This window comes from Mycobacterium sp. E2497, from assembly GCF_001668695.1.
Taxonomy (GTDB): domain Bacteria; phylum Actinomycetota; class Actinomycetes; order Mycobacteriales; family Mycobacteriaceae; genus Mycobacterium.
In genome coordinates, this window is record NZ_LZKD01000130.1 from 1 (window position 1) to 15,179 (window position 15,179).

15 protein-coding genes are annotated in these 15,179 nt (G+C 67.9%); 6 read left to right on the top strand and 9 right to left on the bottom strand.

The features are described from left to right. A partial coding sequence (locus A5713_RS10875) for an enoyl-CoA hydratase/isomerase family protein (RefSeq protein WP_068095389.1) occupies window positions 1-603 on the top strand: 603 nt, incomplete at its 5' end. Here the strand turns inward: A5713_RS10875 and A5713_RS10880 are convergent. The 5 genes from A5713_RS10880 to A5713_RS10900 form a co-directional block, all read right to left on the bottom strand. Further along, on the bottom strand, window positions 600-2,297 hold the full coding sequence (locus tag A5713_RS10880; protein WP_068095391.1) for an FAD-binding protein: 1,698 nt from the start codon (window positions 2,295-2,297) through the stop codon (window positions 600-602). The two genes, A5713_RS10875 and A5713_RS10880, sit on opposite strands and share 4 nt — an antisense overlap. Beyond that, on the bottom strand, window positions 2,294-3,646 hold the full coding sequence (locus tag A5713_RS10885) for an SRPBCC family protein (protein WP_068095412.1): 1,353 nt from the start codon (window positions 3,644-3,646) through the stop codon (window positions 2,294-2,296). The genes A5713_RS10880 and A5713_RS10885 overlap by 4 nt, the downstream gene beginning before the upstream one ends. A 43-nt stretch (window positions 3,647-3,689) precedes the next feature. After that, window positions 3,690-5,228 (bottom strand): acyl-CoA synthetase, encoded by a 1,539-nt coding sequence (locus A5713_RS10890; protein ID WP_068095393.1) that lies wholly within the window; start codon window positions 5,226-5,228, stop codon window positions 3,690-3,692. A gap of 19 nt (window positions 5,229-5,247) precedes the next feature. Continuing rightward, window positions 5,248-6,117 carry an enoyl-CoA hydratase/isomerase family protein gene (locus tag A5713_RS10895; RefSeq protein WP_068095395.1) on the bottom strand — a complete coding sequence of 290 codons (870 nt, stop codon included), beginning with the start codon at window positions 6,115-6,117 and terminating at the stop codon, window positions 5,248-5,250. A 90-nt stretch (window positions 6,118-6,207) separates the two neighbouring features. Then, complete coding sequence (locus A5713_RS10900; RefSeq protein WP_068095397.1) at window positions 6,208-6,768, bottom strand: bifunctional 2-polyprenyl-6-hydroxyphenol methylase/3-demethylubiquinol 3-O-methyltransferase UbiG; 561 nt, start codon at window positions 6,766-6,768, stop codon at window positions 6,208-6,210. A gap of 64 nt (window positions 6,769-6,832) precedes the next feature. Here A5713_RS10900 and A5713_RS10905 point away from each other — a divergent pair, with 64 nt between their 5' ends. Then, entirely contained in the window at window positions 6,833-7,396 is a 564-nt protein-coding gene (locus A5713_RS10905) for a TetR/AcrR family transcriptional regulator (protein WP_067917347.1), read from the top strand. Between the two features lie 18 nt (window positions 7,397-7,414). Here the strand turns inward: A5713_RS10905 and A5713_RS10910 are convergent, their stop codons facing one another. Next, entirely contained in the window at window positions 7,415-9,181 is a 1,767-nt protein-coding gene (locus A5713_RS10910) for an amidohydrolase family protein (protein ID WP_068095399.1), read from the bottom strand. Window positions 9,182-9,332: 151 nt separating this feature from the next. Here A5713_RS10910 and A5713_RS10915 point away from each other — a divergent pair, with 151 nt between their 5' ends. The 3 genes from A5713_RS10915 (at window position 9,333) to A5713_RS10925 (ending at window position 11,242) form a co-directional block, all read left to right on the top strand. Beyond that, window positions 9,333-10,004, top strand: coding sequence for a TetR/AcrR family transcriptional regulator (locus A5713_RS10915; protein ID WP_068095402.1), 672 nt, complete (start codon window positions 9,333-9,335; stop codon window positions 10,002-10,004). A gap of 43 nt (window positions 10,005-10,047) precedes the next feature. Then, window positions 10,048-10,518 (top strand): hypothetical protein, encoded by a 471-nt coding sequence (locus tag A5713_RS10920; RefSeq protein WP_068095403.1) that lies wholly within the window; start codon window positions 10,048-10,050, stop codon window positions 10,516-10,518. Window positions 10,519-10,579: 61 nt separating this feature from the next. Beyond that, on the top strand, window positions 10,580-11,242 hold the full coding sequence (locus tag A5713_RS10925) for a cutinase family protein (protein WP_369804398.1): 663 nt from the start codon (window positions 10,580-10,582) through the stop codon (window positions 11,240-11,242). 20 nt (window positions 11,243-11,262) lie between these two features. Here the strand turns inward: A5713_RS10925 and A5713_RS10930 are convergent, their stop codons facing one another. The 3 genes from A5713_RS10930 to A5713_RS10940 form a co-directional block, all read right to left on the bottom strand. Beyond that, window positions 11,263-11,643, bottom strand: coding sequence for a DUF5073 family protein (locus tag A5713_RS10930; protein WP_068095405.1), 381 nt, complete (start codon window positions 11,641-11,643; stop codon window positions 11,263-11,265). Next, window positions 11,643-12,428: a heavy metal-binding domain-containing protein gene (locus A5713_RS10935; protein ID WP_067917357.1), complete on the bottom strand. Its 786-nt coding sequence runs from the start codon at window positions 12,426-12,428 to the stop codon at window positions 11,643-11,645. The genes A5713_RS10930 and A5713_RS10935 overlap by 1 nt, the downstream gene beginning before the upstream one ends. Window positions 12,429-12,632: 204 nt before the next feature. Then, window positions 12,633-13,532, bottom strand: coding sequence for an SDR family NAD(P)-dependent oxidoreductase (locus A5713_RS10940; RefSeq protein WP_068095407.1), 900 nt, complete (start codon window positions 13,530-13,532; stop codon window positions 12,633-12,635). 662 nt (window positions 13,533-14,194) lie between these two features. Here A5713_RS10940 and A5713_RS10945 point away from each other — a divergent pair. Further along, window positions 14,195-15,019, top strand: a complete 825-nt coding sequence (locus tag A5713_RS10945; protein WP_068095409.1) for a SigB/SigF/SigG family RNA polymerase sigma factor — start codon at window positions 14,195-14,197, stop codon at window positions 15,017-15,019. Window positions 15,020-15,179 lie beyond the last annotated feature (160 nt).

The window sequence follows — 15,179 nt, forward strand, 5'->3', positions numbered from 1 at the left end:
GGCGCGAAAGTCATGGGCACGCCGTGGAAGCCGCAGACCGACCTGTTCGTGAAGCCGGTGCTGAACCTGTGGGAGTTTCCGAAGCCGACCATCTCCGCGATTCACGGTTATTGCGTGGGCGGCGGGATCTATCTCGGCCTGCTGACCGACTTCTGCGTGGCGTCCGACGACGCGTATTTCCAAATGCCGCTTGCCCAAAGCCTCGGTGAACCCGGCGGCCACACCATGATCGAGCCGTGGTTGCTGATGAACTGGCATCGCACCATGGACTGGCTGCTGCTTGCCCCGACCCTCTCCGCGCAGCAAGCCCTCGACTGGGGGCTGCTGAACAGGGTGGTGCCGCGCGAAGACCTCGAGGGCGTCGTCGAGGAGATGGCCCACAAGATCGCCCAAATCCCGTTGACCACGCTGATGGCGGTGAAGAACAACGTGAAGCGGGCGTGGGAGTTGATGGGTATGCGGGTGCATCTGCAGGTCAGCCACATCCTGACCAACATGGTCGGCGCCGCCTCCGACGTCCAGGCACGGCGGGCCGAGCTGAAGCAGTCGGGCATGAAACCGCGCGAGTTCGTCGGCCGCGACGACAAGGACGCCGAGGGCTAGCGGCTCGGATCGCCGGAAAGCCTGCGGCCGGCGGCATGGCGGGCCGCGACGTAGCCGAAGACCATTGTGTAGGCGATGCTTCCACCGGCGCCCAAGTAGTTCCGGCCCATCACCGTCGCCGTGATGTTGCCCGTCGCGTAGAGTCCGTCGATCACGCGGTCGTCCTCGTCGATGACCCGTGCGTGCTCGTCGGTGATCACCCCGCCGCACGTGCCGACGTCGGCCGGGACGACCTTGGTGGCGTAGTAGGGTGACCGCTCGAGCGGGCCGAGCGCGGCGTTGGGACGATACCCGGGATCGCCCAGGCAGTCGTTGTACGCCGACTGGCCGCGCCCGAAGTCCGGGTCGAGACCCTTGGCCGCAAAACCGTTGAACCGCTTGATCGTCCGTTCCAGCGCGTCGGCCGGAACACCCATCTGGCGCGCGAGGTCGCCGACGGTCTCACCCCGCAACACCGCACCCCGGGTGATGAGTTCTTCCGGGAGCCGACGCCGCTTGAACGGGTTTGCCCCCGACACGTATCGGCCGACGTAGCCCCGGTCGAACACCATCCAGCAGGGCACCGCCTTGTTCGCGTACATGGCCTTGCCGACCTCGACGTACGAGTTGGACTCGTTGCAGAACCGCCGGCCGGTTCCGTCGACATAGATGGCGCCGGGTCGCTGGCGACCGCTGCCCAGCGCCCTTGCGGCGTCACCGCCGTCGGCGATGAAAACCGATGGCAGCCACCAGGCCTCGTCCATCAGGTCCGTCTTCGCGCCCAGCCGGATCGCGGTCTGCAACACCTCGCCGGTGTCGCCGGCGTTCGCGATCGACCAGAGCCCCTCGTTGGGCTGCTCGCCGCTATAGCGGCGGCGCATGTCCGCGTTGCGGCTGAACCCCCCGGCGGCCAGCAGGACGCCCTTGCGCGCCTCGACGTTGACCGGGGTGCCGTCACGCACCACGCGTGCGCCGACCACGCGGCCGTTCTCGACGATCAGGTCCTCCATCGCGGTCCCGGTCCAGATCGGTGGTTCGGCGCGCAGGTCGATCAGCGCCTTGAGCATCTGGCCGATGAGCGATGCGCCGTTGGTGAGCATCTCCCGGTGGCGCAGCCTCGCCACCCTGGTGCGGGCGAACACCCGCATCGCGACGGCGAAGGCGCGCGGCGACCGGTTGAAATACTGCACCGAGCGCAGTTCGTTCGTCTTCAGGACGAACCCGCCATAGGCCTTGGCCATCGAGGGTTGGACCTTGTCGCTCCACTTCCCCAGAGCGGCCGCGTCGTAGGGGACGCACTCGATCGCGCGACCGGCCTCGTTACCGCCCTTGTGGTTCGGGTAGTAATCGCTCCAGCCCGGGCACCGCACGAACCGAACGCCCCTGCGGGTCAAGAAATCGATCATCTCGTAGCCGGCGGTGAGGAACGTCTCGCGCCGCGCGGGTGATGACGCCGCGCCGATGTCACCGACGACGTCGTCGAAATAGGCCAGCCCCTCCTCGTGCGAATCCGGGACGCCGTCGGTCCTCATCAGCGGGTTGTTCGGCAGCCACACCATGCCACCGGAAAGCCCGGTCGAACCGCCCACCAGGGGCTGCTTCTCGATCACCAGGGGTTCGATCCCCGAGTCGAGCGCCGCCAGCGCGGCGACCATGCCGCCGCCCCCGCTGCCCGCAATCAGCAGATCCACGGAGCGGTCCCACCGGGTGGTCATCGGGCCCCCGCGCGCAAGCCCAGGTCGGCGACCGGCACGTCGATGGTGGTGTTGGTCTTTTGGATCGCGGGTACCAGCGCGTCGTACGGCAGGCCGGCCAGGAAGCCGTCTATCACGCGTTCGAAGTTGGAGATCAGGCCCTCGATGCGGCTGGACAACCTCATGTACTCAAATCCCTTGGAGTGCAGGCCCTTTTGTTGCCTGGGCAGATTAGAGAAATCCTGGGCTGGAATCGGTGGCCAACGTGGGTCGTCAGGTGGCATGGGGACGGGTGGCGCCGGCTTGGTCGTGCACTGGTCCGGCGGGATGCGGGTGAGCGACCAGATCTCGAACAGGGTTTCCTCCGGGCCCAGCGGCCGGATCCGGTACGACGAGGCGCTGCTGTACTGGGGCAGCAGAAAGTAGTGCGGGAAGGCGAAATTGATCGCTTCGTCGATGCCGCGCCGCTGCAAGTCGTTGAGGTCGGGAATGTCGCAGCCCCGGGCGCGATGCCAGTGCACGATGGCGTCGTTGAGCGCGCTGCGCCACACGGCCATCGCCTCGACCGGGTCCGCCGGCAATTCCATGTTCTGCAGGCCCTCGGCGACGCGGACATCGTTCTCATGTGTCATGCCGGCCATGCCTTGGCCCAAGGTCCGCATGAAATACAGGTTGGTCTGGGCCAGTCCGGGTGGCTTGGCGGGGTCGGGCTGCTTCGGCATGCTCGACGGGAGCAGTTGCGGGTGGGTCTGCGGGACGTGATAGCCCTCCATGAATGCGGCGGTCGCCAGTTTCCAGTTCACCGGCAGCCGGCACGACTGCCACCACTCGACGCGCAGCGACTCCACTTTCCATGCGTCGTAGATCGACGCGAAGGGCTCCAGGCAGTCACGCAGCGCGGGTGCGTCGTCGTCCAGGTTGATCCACGCGCATCCGCCCCAGAGCTCGCATCGGACCGGCACCAGCCGAAGATCCTCCGGGTTCAGGTTCTGCTCGTCGAACTCCTCGGGCCGCAGCACGAAGGTGTTGCGTCCGTCGATGCCCCAACACCATCCGTGGAACGGACATACGAAGGTGCGCCGGTTTCCGTTGCCCTCCACCAGCTTTACCCCGCGATGGCGACACGCGTTGTGGTAGGCGCGCACGCTTTCCCCGTCCAGGCGGACCACGATGATCGACTCATCGAGGATCTCGTACTCGACGTAGTCGCCGGGCTTGGGAATCTCTTCCAGGCGGCAGGCCATCTGCCACACGCGCGGCCAGAGCATTTCGGTTTCGAGCGCGTAGAACTCCGGGTCGTAGTAGCGCTGCTTGGGGATGCGATCGACGGCCTGGACCGCCCACGGCACCGGAAGCGGGGTCTGGTTCATTCGGCTGTTGTGGGTGCTCTGGGTGGTGACCATTTTCATCCCCTCATAGGATCCGCGATGCTCGCCCCTGCCAGTAACGCTCGCGGATGCGCCTCTTGTACAGCTTTCCGTTCGGGTCGCGGGGCAATTCGGCAACGAACTCGACGCTGCGCGGGCACTTGTAGCCGGCCAGGTGCGCGCGGCAGTGCTCGATCAGCTCGGCCTCGAGGTCGGGCCCCGGCGCGACGCCGTCGACCGGCTGCACGACGGCCTTGACCTCCTCGCCGAACTCGTCGTTGGGCACGCCGAAGACGGCGGCGTCGACGAGCTTGGGGTGCATGATCAGCAGGTTCTCGACTTCCTGAGGGTAGATGTTCACCCCGCCGGAGACGATCATGAACGTGGACCGGTCGGTGAGGTAGAGGTAGCCGTCCTCGTCGACGTAGCCCATGTCGCCCAGGGTGCGCCAGCCGCGGTCGTTGGACACCGACGCGGTCTTGGCGGGGTCCTTGAAGTATTCGAAATCGGGGCCGCCCTCGAAGAACAGCTCGCCGGCTTGTCCGGTGGGAAGCTCGACGCCGTCGTCTCCGATGACGTGCACCGGGGACATGGGCTTGCCCACCGAGCCGGGATGGGCGAGCCATTCTTCGGGACCGATCGTCGTACCCGCGAATCCCTCGGTGCCGCCGTAGTATTCGTGGATGATCGGCCCGAACCACTTCATCATCCGTTGCTTGACGTCGACCGGGCAGGGCGCTGCCGCGTGGATGACGCAGCGCAGGCTCGACACGTCATACTTTTCCCGAACCGACCTGGGCAGCTTGAGCATTCGCACGAACATGGTGGGCACGAACTGAGCGTGCGTCACGCGGTGCGTCTCGATCAACCGCAGGACGGTCTCGGCGTCGAACCTTCGCATGAGGATTGCCGCGGCGCCGACGCGATTGACCGCCATGGTGTAGTTCACCCCGGCGGCGTGATACAGCGGTGCGGGGGAGAGGTACACGCTGGACCGGCTCATCCCGTACTTGTGGGTCAGCGCGAGCTCCAGCACCGCCTGAGCCCATGAGCCGTTGCCGTCGGTCGGCAGGGGCCGGCGGACGGCCTTGGGGCGGCCCGTGGTGCCCGACGAGTACAGCATCTCCGAGCCGTCCTTGACCGGCGGCGCGTCACCGGCGGCCGCCAGCGCATCGTCGTATGCGCCCCAGCCGGGCAGGGGCCCGCCCAACGCGAAATGCGCGGCCACCGCGCTGTTGGCCGCGCGGACGTGGGCGGCGAGGTCGGGCATGTCGGCGTCGACGAACACCGCCCGCGCACCCGAGTCGTCGATCACGTAGGCGACCTCGTCCGGGGTGAAGTGGGTGTTGACCGCGGTGTAGTAGAGCCCGGATAGCTGGCAGGCCCAGGTGATTTCGAGGAACTCGGGTCGGTTCGGCAGGATGAGCGCCACACCGTCGCCCCGGCGCAGCCCCGCGCCATGCAGCATTGCGGCGACGCGTTGGCTGCGGGCGTACAGCTCGGCGTGGGAGATCGTGCCACCGCCGCCCGCGACGATGAGGGCCGGCGCCTGTCCGGCCTTCGTGGCGTGGTCGGCGATGTTCACCGGCGGTCCCCGCGTAAACCTAAGTGGCCGTGGCGCCGTCGGTCGATGCGGCGGCGGCGGCCTGGCGTCGCGCATGCTCTGACGGCAGCACCTTGTCGCGGAACACAGTCTGAATCAGCTCTTGGACGTCCCTGCTGAGGGAGGCCAGGGCAACGAGGTCGTTGGAGCTCTGCCAGTGCACCCGCATGCCCATCAGCTCCCAGGCCCGCTTCAGGTTGGCCTTGGTCGCCAGCAGCGTGGTCATCGGCGCTTGCGCGATGTGGCGGGCGATGGCCTCCACCCGGTCGCCCAGCTGCTCGCGCGGGACCACCTCGTTCACCAGGCCGTACTCCAGCGCCTTGCGCGCGTCGACGACCTCGGCGGTGTACAGGTAGTACGCCGCGCGCCGCCAGTTCATGAAAACCCAGGGCTCGATGGAGCATTCGCCCGACGGCATCCCGAATCCCTGCAGCGGCGGGTAGGAGAAGTAGGCGTCCTCCGACGCGATGACGATGTCGGTGGTGAGCCCGTAGTGCGTGCCCCCGCCGACGCAGTACCCGTGCACCTGCGCGATGGTCGGCTTGGAGAACTCCCACAGGTTCAGCACCGGCTTCACGAACAGGTCGGTCTGCGGCTTCCACGGCGTGCCCATGACTTTCGCGCCCTCGACGAAGGCCGGGTAATCCACCGCGTTGTTGCCGATGGCGTGTCCCGAGCAGAAACCCTTGCCGTTGGCCTTGAGGATGACGACCTTGATCTCTTTGTCGCGGTCGGCTGCGTGCAGGCATTCGTCGACTTCGGTGACCAGAACCGCATCTTTGGTGTTGGCCTTGTCGACCCGGTTCAGGATGATCCGCGCGATCGGCGGTTCGCGCTCGTAGATGACCGCTTCAAGGACGCGCCGCTCCATCTGCGTGACATTACCCGGCCGGGAGCCGAAATGGCACCGTCAAATGCCATTTCCGCGAGGGTCGATCGGCGGGGCGAAAACGCTTGCCGCTCAGCGGCCTTCGCGCGCCGCACGCGCCAGCAGCCAGGCCTGGCCGTCACCCTCCCCGGAGGCGAGCAAGTCGAGATCGCCGAACGCGGCGGGCAGCTCACCGGCAGCCGCGCGAAACGGCCCCGGGGCGGCCCCGACTTCGCTCAGCACCGCGATCGCCAGCAGACCGCCGGGCGCCAGGCGTTCGATGATCGCCCGGTCGAGGCGGCGGTCCCGGAATCTGTGGCAGAGGATGACGTCCGCGGGCGGCCCGGGCGGCAGCCCGTCGTCCAGGTCGACGACCTCGAAGCGACACCGATCGCTCACCCCCGCCCGCTCGGCCAGCTCGCGCGCCTGGACCACCGCCACCGGGGATACGTCGAATCCCTCGACCCGAAGTCCGCGCTTCGCGAGCCACACCGCGGCGAGGCCGGGGCCGCACGCGAGATCGAGAGCCCTTCCGGCAGTGGGAACTACATCCGCGTGGGGCGCCAGGAAGCCGGGCGGCCCCGCGGCGTCTTCCGACGGTGGCGCCATGGCCTGGTACCGCTCGTCCCAACGCTGCCGGTCCGCCTCGGCCATAGCCGTAACTGTAGAACCCGGTAGGACGTTGTAGGCGCTCACAGCGCCTTCCTACACTGGACGAGTGTCCAAAGATGCGGTTCGCCGGTCGGATCGCCGGCCGGGACAGACGATCCGCAAAGTCCTCGATGCCGGTCTTCAGGAGCTGCGCGAGTCGTCGTATGCGAACCTGACGATGCGCTCGGTGGCGACCCGCGCGGGGGTGTCGCCGGCCAGCGCCTACACCTACTTTCCCTCCAAGAGCGCGCTGGTGGCGGCGGTATATCTGCGGTTCCTTCGCGAACTGCCGCTGCGCACCGACGTCAACGACGCGACCAAGACGCGGGTCAGTGCGACCCTGCGCGACATGGCCGTCGTGGTCGCCGACGAGCCGGAGCTGACCGCCGCCTGCGGCGCGGCCCTGATGGCCGACGACCCGGCGGTCACGCCGATTCGTGAGCAGATCGGCCACGAGGTCGCCACCCGCATCGGCGCCGCCCTGGGCCCGGGTTGGCCCCGCGCCGTGAAATCCACGCTGCAGCTGACCTTCTCCGGCGCCCTGATGACCGCCCGGTTCGTCAGCTTCGACGAGATCGAGGGCCAACTCGACGAGGCCGTCGACCTGATCCTGGGTGCCCACGTGGCGTAATCCGTTGCGCGGCAACCATTATGCCACTGTTGTCAACGTATCTGACGTCTGGCCGGCCCGCAGGAAGCGGCCGAACTTCTGCCTGCCCAACGCGGGTGCGGCCCGTCCGGCACCGAACGCGAACCGCCCCGCCACGAGCACGGCGCTGACGGTGTCGTCGTTGCGGTTGACCATCCGGGACAACCCACCGTAGGAGGCCACCGGATGCTCGGCATAACGGTCGAGCGAAGCGTCGAGCTTGTCCGGGTCGATCACCACGACGTCGGCGCGATCCCCTACGCGCAGCGTGCCGGCGTCGATTCCGTACCACGCCCCGAGTTCGCCGGTGAGCCGGTGCACGGCACGCTCGACCGACATGAACGGCGTGCCGTGCTTGTCCGCCTCGTGCACGTGCCGCAGCAGCCGAAGCCCCGAGTTGTAGAACGCCATGTTGCGCAGGTGTGCGCCGGCGTCGGAGAACCCCATCTGTACGGTCTTGCTCCGCGCCAGCTTCTTGAGCACCTCGGGACGATGGTTGGAGATCGTGGTGCGCCAGCGCAGCTTTTCGCCGTGCTCCACCACCAGGTCGAGGAACGCGTCCACCGGATGCAGCCCACCGCGGTCCAGCCCCACCCGCCCGAATGACTTGCCCACCACCGACGGGTCCGGGCAGGACACGATCTCGGCATCGAAGAAGTCGCGGTGCCACACCCGGGGGCCGAACCTCTTGTCGTAGTCCTCGCGAAACCAGCGGCGATAGTCCTCGTCGCGCATGAGCTGGTTGCGCTCGATCTCACCCTGCAGGTGCAGCGCCGCGGCGCCGGCGCCGAACTCCTCGAACACCACCAGCGAGATGCCGTCGGCGTAGACCTCGAATGGCACCGGCAGGTGCTGCCACCGGAAGTCGCCGCCGAGGCCGTTCACGACCCGGGCAAGGGTGTCCATGAGGTGGATCACCGGCGGGATGGCCTTGATGTCGGCCGCCGAGAGCAGGCTGGTCTTCAGCCGGGGACGGCCGAACCCCAGCGACGTCGCCAACTGCGACACCACCGACAGCGGGTTCGTGATATCGGGTCCCGACTGCAGGATCTTGTTGCGCCGCCGCAGGATAGCGTTCAGCCGGCGCAGCTCCCGGGGCTTGGCGTATGTCGACGGCAGGGTGCGCGACCGGCAAACCTCGCCGTCGAGTTTGTCGAACAGCAATTGCTGCGACGACATCCCGACGAAGCCTTCGTCCAGCGCCTCGTTGAGCATCGACTCCATCCGCGCCAGTTCCGCCGCCGACGGCCGGACGTCCTTGCGTGTCGCGCGGTCCAGTCCCATCGTCGCCGCGCGCATGTCGGAGTGGCCCATGAACGCCGCGACGTTGGGGCCCAGGTTCCGCCGGTCGAGTTCGGCAACGTACTCCGCGGGATTGGTCCACGAACGGGCCGCGTCCAGGTGCTCGATGACGTAACGCCGGGGAATCGCTTCCACCCGGCCGAAGATGTCGCCCGCGTCCACGTTGTCCAGATAGACCGTGGACAACGAACAAGAGCCCAGCATCACGGTGGTCACGCCGTGCCGCAGCGATTCGGAAAGCTCCGGCTCACAGAGTATTTCGACGTCGTAATGGGTGTGGATGTCGATGATGCCGGGGATGACCCACTGGCCCGTCGCGTCGATGACATCGGCGCCCGCCGTGTCGAGCGGTTCGGAGGTGATGGTGGCGACCCGGCCGTCGCGCACCCCGATGTTTCTGCACACCGACGGCGCACCCGTTCCATCGAACCAGCGACCGTTGGTGATCACCGTGTCGTAGTGCATGTTCGGCCTTTCTGCCGCCCGACGCTGACGATCCGATGCGAGCATACATAATGTCCGAAGTGTCTAGCCATGTTAACCAGCAGGGGTCGTGTGCCCCCAGCGGCTATGATCCAGCTGTGGGGATCACCGACTACCGGTTTGCCGCTCGCTGATGCGCAGTCACGGTTGGGCCGGCAACACGCCCGCCTCCGACGAGGAGGCTATCGAGCGCATCCTGGATGCCGCCGACAGGATCATCGAGGAGCGCGGCTCGGCGATGCGGATCGCCGACGTGGCCCGGGCTCTCGGGGTCACCCGGCAGACCGTGTACCGGTACTTCCCGGGGACGCAGGCGCTGTTGGTGGCGTCGGCGATGCGGTCGGCAGACGGGTTTTTGGACCGGATGGCCGCCCACCTCGACGGTGTCACCGACCCGGTCGTGGCGATGACCGAAGGTATGGCATTCGCCATCGAGGAGCTGGCCTCGGACAACCAAGTGGAATTCGTGCTCAACCAACGCCACCGGGGCGGCCAGAAGGTGTCGATCATTTCCGATACCGCCCTGGCGTTCGGACGGTCCATGCTGCACCGTTACGACATCGACTGGGAGAGTTACGGTTTCGATGAGGACGGTCTGGACGAACTGAACGAATTCAGCCTGCGGGTGCTGCACTCGTTCCTCGCCGACCCGGGGCGTCCGGCGCGCAGCGGTGCCGATCTGCGGCGCTACCTCACCCGTTGGCTGGGCCCGGCGATCGCCTATCCGCAGCTGCGGCGCGCGATGGATGCACTGCAGAGCCCCGAGCCGCAGCGAACGCGGCGGCGGCCTTCCAAGGCATCCTGACCCGGCCATCGGGCGGCGTCGACGACAACCACAAGGAGCGGGCATGACGGGCCTCGGACAGATTGCGCTCAACAGTGCGCCCGTCTTCGGTGGGGCGATGCTGGCGGTCGCCGCCGGCCAGTTCCGGGCGCCGGATTTCCGGGGGCTGGTCAAAGACGACATGGATTTGTTGGACCGGCTCGAGCCCGGCGCCAGGCGCACCGAACTGCAACGCACCATCGACGCCCGCATCGACGACCTCATCGAGACGACGGACCGGAGCAGGGCGCTGCGCAAGGCGGCGTTGTCTTACCAGGGGAACTGGCGCGACATCGTGCTCGTGGTGTGCGTGGTGTTGTTCACCATCATCTGGTGGGACGTCGACCACAGCAGGGGCAACTGGCTGCCGATGTTCGTGCTGCTGATCGTCCTGACCGTGGTGAGCGCCGCCTATGCGTTTCGCGGCGTGCTGAGGGCCGCCCGGTCGTTGACACACCGACGGCCCCAGGCCCCGGGAACGGACGCGCCGCGGTAGCCCGGCGCCGCCGGCAACCACATAACGCGCGCGTTTTGGCACCCTGTGACAAGATCACGCTGTGAAGGCGCACACCCTCTGCGGTCTGATTTGTGCTGCGCTGGCACCCTTTTGGTCGCTGCCGGTGGCACCCATCGCGGTCGCCGAGCCATGCCCCGACGTCGAGGTGGTGTTCGCCCGGGGCACCAACGAGCCGCCCGGCGTCGGCCGTATCGGCCAGAGTTTCGTCGACTCCCTGCGCTCACACGTGGGCGGTCGGTCCCTGGGCGTGTATCCCGTCGACTACCCGGCGACCACCGACTTCCCCAGGGCCGTGGACGGCATCAGCGACGCGGGCGCCCACGTCCAACACATGGCGGTCTCCTGCCCCAGGACCAGGATGGTGCTGGGCGGATACTCGCAGGGCGCGGCCGTGATGGGTTTCGTCACCGAAAGCGCGGTCCCGGACGGCGTGCACCTGGTCCAGGCGCTGCAGCCGATGCCGGCCGAGGTGGCCAACCACGTGGCCGCGGTGGCGCTCTTCGGAACGCCGTCGAACCAGTTCATGAGCATCATCAACGAACCGCCCGTGACGATCGGCCCGCCGTATGCGGCCAAGACCATCGAACTGTGCGTGCCGGGCGACCCGGTCTGCTCGGACGCCGTCAACCCCGCGGCACACCGGCAGTACGTCGAAGCGGGCATGGTCGACCAGGCGGCGGATTTCGCCGCCGGCCGCCTCTAGCCCGGCCCTGGACTGCGGGGTCAGCGCGGCCCGGACCCGGCATCGAGGACCTCGAGCGCGGCATCGATGTTCGGGATGACCGTCGGACCGTAATTTCTCACCAACTGCCCGAGCGCGCGGGCGATATGCGGTCCGACGGCGCCGGCGGCCAGGACCTCCTCGGCCAGGACGATGCCGTTCACCACATGCGCGGCGCTCACGCGACCGTCGGCCGTCACCTCGTACCGCCAGTCGCCGATCTGCACCCGCTCCGGCTGCGACCGGAAGAGGCCGCGCCGCGCGGGAACGAGGATCACGCCCGGAACCCCGGAAAACACCTTGAGCACCAGCCCGACTCCCCCCGGTCCGGCCAGGGCCGTTCCGACGACCCGGCCGACCCGATCGTGATCGAGGCCCGTCATCAATCGCTCATGGGCAGGACGAACGACGGTGTCAGCGTTTGCGCCTCACCGCCGCGGCGCACCGCGGTGCCGGCCACGTAGAACTCGACGGTGTGGTGACCCCACGCGTAGTTCGAGATCGCGAAATGCACTCCGACGACACCGCTTGCGCCGTCGCGCTCGGCCTCACTCTGCATGCGTGACATCGCCAGCTCGCGGGCCTGGTAGCTGCCCTGCGTCCATTGCGGCATCTCGGCATTGCGTCCGACCTGGCTGAGCGTGCGCAGGAAGCCTTGTACCGCAACGTGAAACACGCAGTTGCCCATCACGAACGCGACGGGGGCGAACCCCGATCGCAGCAGGGTCGTCAGGTCCTGGCCGGACAGGTGACTGGTGAACGCCTGACCGTTGGGGCGCCGATAGGCGCCCGGCTGCGGCGTGTATCGCACCGCGGTTCCGACCGCGATGAACTCCAGGTGCTCGCCCTCCCCCTGATGCCGCCATTCGAGGCGGACGCCGACCACACCGTCGGCGCCCAGTGAGTCCGCCTCCGCCTGCATCCGCGACATGGCATTCCAGCGCGCCCGGTAGGTCGCGTCGGTGAGGACCGGCAGTTCGGATTGTTGGCGGATGCCGGTGAACTGATAGCCGACGTGGTAGACCGAGACGCCCATCACGAGTTCGATCGGTTCGAACCCGGCCCCATGCAGCAAGGCGAATTCGTTGATCGACAGATCGGATGTGAACACTTTACCTGCGTGCGAGAGCCGTTCGCTGGCGACGGGGTCGAGCGGGTTCGGTTGCATTGTCAAGACGCCCTCCTGCGGTTCGCAGGACAGCGTAGGCGGCCGGGCCGCCGCGCACACCCATAACGTGCGACTTTCCGGTGGAGCCGTGGCGAAATATGGGTGGCCCGAGCGCCGGACCCGGCTCGCGCACGCCGGGCCGTGCGGTGACCCGATGCACTTTGCTGCCGCCGTGGCGTCCGGCCGCCCTTGTCGCCCCGCGCCTCAGGGCGCGGCTTGGGCGGCGGCGATCATCTCGTGCACATCGCCGACCGCCCAGGGGCCGGCGTCATGGTGGTCGCGGTAACCGAGCACCCGCGGGGTCGGCCGGTCGAAGCGACCGACGAATCCGCCTGCGGCGACGAAGATCTGGCCCGTCACGGCCTGCGCGAGGTCACTCGCGAGGTAGGCATACAGCGGGGCCACGAAGGCCGGCGGGGCGCTGTCCAACGAGGCCCGCATGGTCATGTCGTCCAGCAAGCCGCGGCGGTACAGGTCCTCGATGTGCTCCTCGTACTCGGCGCCCGTCGACAGGCGCGTGCGGGCGCCGGGACACACGACGTTGGCCCGCACGCCGTGCGCCTTCAACTCGGCGGCGACGGCCATGGTCAGCGCGTTCACCCCGCCTTTGCCCGCGGGGTAGCCGGTGCCGCCGTAGTCGCCCAAGAACGCCACCGAGCTCGTGTTGACGATGGCACCGTGTCCCTGCGCCGCCATGACGCGTGCCGCCGCCCGCGACGTGTGGAACGCCGAACCGAGGTGGGCGCTGACCAGGCGATCGAAGTCTTCGGGCGAGATGTTCAGGATCGAGGAGCCGGGCGGTTCGGCGATCCCGACGCAGTTGATCATGGCGTCCAGCCGCCCATGGGTGCGCACGCAGTCGTCGACGAGGGTAGCGGCGATGCGCTCCTCGTCGGCGGGTCCGACCACCGCGCTGGCATGTCCGCCCGCCGCCGTGATCGCGGCGACCGTCTCCTCGACCGCGTGCCCGTCGCGCCCGTTGACGACCACGCCGGCCCCCAGGTCGCAGAGCAGTTCGGCGACCGCGCGGCCGATCCCACGGCTGCCGCCCGCCACCACCACGCCCCGCCCATCCAGCAGGCGCCCGTCGCCGCTCACCTCCATGGGCGTCGTAATACGTTGCGCGATAAGCGCTCTCGGTAAAGATCGAGTGCCGGTCGCGCGGGCTCGGTCACGAACATTAGGCGAACAGTACCCAGCCGGGACACAAATGAGAACCACGGTCAGCACTTTGCTGCCGGGCGAACCCCGCCAACGTGGGCAAGCGGCACCGGGTGTGCCCACCGCAAACATCATGGCCGGCCATCCGCCCGGGCATCGCCGCGATGTGCGCCGGACCACCAGTCCGGCCTCTGGCCTGCACATACGTCGGCAATCGCTCCCATGCGGCCGACGTCGCGGTGGAATCGGTTGCGAACGAGCCCGGGCCGCCCATGCGGTAAGCGATCGCGGGCCCATGCGATGGGGCGTATAGTCGCAAATGAAGTCCGTTATGGACGTGTCGCCGTTTAGCTCAAAGCGGCCAGTCAGCCGCACGGCTACTGAGCTTGACATGGCTCCGGCGATCAACACCCGAGTCATCTCCCGTCGGTAACCCCGCGCGTTCGATGAACGACCAGTCCTGCGGATACAGGTGCAGTGAGGCGACTGTGCGCATAGCTGCCAGTCTCGCTGCACACGACTCAGAGGAGTGAGTCAGTAATGCAGAAATGTTTGTGTACCAAAGCTTTCAGGATCAGCCGCGCCGAGAACGGGCGCGTGCGCCGATGACCAATGTGATTGCTCCCGACCGTCCCGCTTCCACCGCAGCGGCTCCGTGCCGTGACAAGAAAGCCGACGACTCCTACGACGACGTGGTCGAGATGTTCGTCCTGCTGCGCCAGATGCCGGCCGAGTCGCACGAATATCGTCGCCAGCGCGAACGGATCGTGACCCGATGCCTGCCCTTGGCCGACCACGTGGCCAGCCATTTCGCGCGCCGCGGCGAGGGGCTCGACGACCTCATCCAGGTGGCGCGACTGGGGCTGATGAACGCCATCAACAGGTTCGATCCCGACAAGGGGCCCAGCTTCATCGGCTTCGCGGTCCCGACCATGATGGGCGAGGTTCGCCGGTACTTCCGCGACTACAGCTGGGGCATGCGGGTACCGCGGAGGCTGCGTGAACTGCACGTGCAGATCAGCAGGACGACCGGCGATCTGGCCCAGAAGCTGGGGCGCGCGCCCACCGCGGGCGAGCTGTCGCAAGCGCTGGAGGTCCCCCGCGAGGAGATCGTCGAGTGCCTCGTGGCGGGCGACGCCTACCGCCTGGATTCCCTGGACGCGCCGGTGGGCACCGACAGCTCGGGCACGCCCCGACTGGTCGCGGACGCGGTCGGCGGCATCGACCCGCAGATCGAACACATCACCAACCGGGAAGCGCTGCGCGTCCTGGTTGCCGCGCTCCCCGAGCGCGAACGCGAGGTCTTGCGCATGAGATTCTTCGAATCCATGACGCAGAGCCAGATCGCCGAGCGCATCGGGGTCTCGCAGATGCAGGTCTCCCGCATCCTGGCCAGCACCCTGCGCTGCCTGCGCGACCAACTGGATTAGCGCCTTCACCTCCCCCAGGGGCCTTCGGCGCCACGGTGGTGCCGCGCCGCAATGTACTGTGCGATTCGGAAACGAACTCGACGGTGGCGCCGGAGGCGGCCTGGAAGGGAGCTCGAGCGATGACGACTTCACGGACGGCGACCGCGGGTGTCGCGGCGGC

Bases quoted from the DNA above. Each gene is read 5' to 3' on its own strand.
- A5713_RS10880 (WP_068095391.1), bottom strand. From the start codon at position 2,297: ATGACCACCCGGTGGGACCGCTCCGTGGATCTGCTGATTGCGGGCAGC.
- A5713_RS10885 (WP_068095412.1), bottom strand. From the start codon at position 3,646: ATGAACCAGACCCCGCTTCCGGTGCCGTGGGCGGTCCAGGCCGTCGAT.
- A5713_RS10895 (WP_068095395.1), bottom strand. From the start codon at position 6,117: ATGGAGCGGCGCGTCCTTGAAGCGGTCATCTACGAGCGCGAACCGCCG.
- A5713_RS10900 (WP_068095397.1), bottom strand. From the start codon at position 6,768: ATGGCCGAGGCGGACCGGCAGCGTTGGGACGAGCGGTACCAGGCCATG.
- A5713_RS10910 (WP_068095399.1), bottom strand. From the start codon at position 9,181: ATGCACTACGACACGGTGATCACCAACGGTCGCTGGTTCGATGGAACG.
- A5713_RS10915 (WP_068095402.1), top strand. From the start codon at position 9,333: ATGCGCAGTCACGGTTGGGCCGGCAACACGCCCGCCTCCGACGAGGAG.
- A5713_RS10920 (WP_068095403.1), top strand. From the start codon at position 10,048: ATGACGGGCCTCGGACAGATTGCGCTCAACAGTGCGCCCGTCTTCGGT.
- A5713_RS10930 (WP_068095405.1), bottom strand. From the start codon at position 11,643: ATGACGGGCCTCGATCACGATCGGGTCGGCCGGGTCGTCGGAACGGCC.
- A5713_RS10935 (WP_067917357.1), bottom strand. From the start codon at position 12,428: ATGCAACCGAACCCGCTCGACCCCGTCGCCAGCGAACGGCTCTCGCAC.
- A5713_RS10940 (WP_068095407.1), bottom strand. From the start codon at position 13,532: ATGGAGGTGAGCGGCGACGGGCGCCTGCTGGATGGGCGGGGCGTGGTG.
- A5713_RS10945 (WP_068095409.1), top strand. From the start codon at position 14,195: ATGACCAATGTGATTGCTCCCGACCGTCCCGCTTCCACCGCAGCGGCT.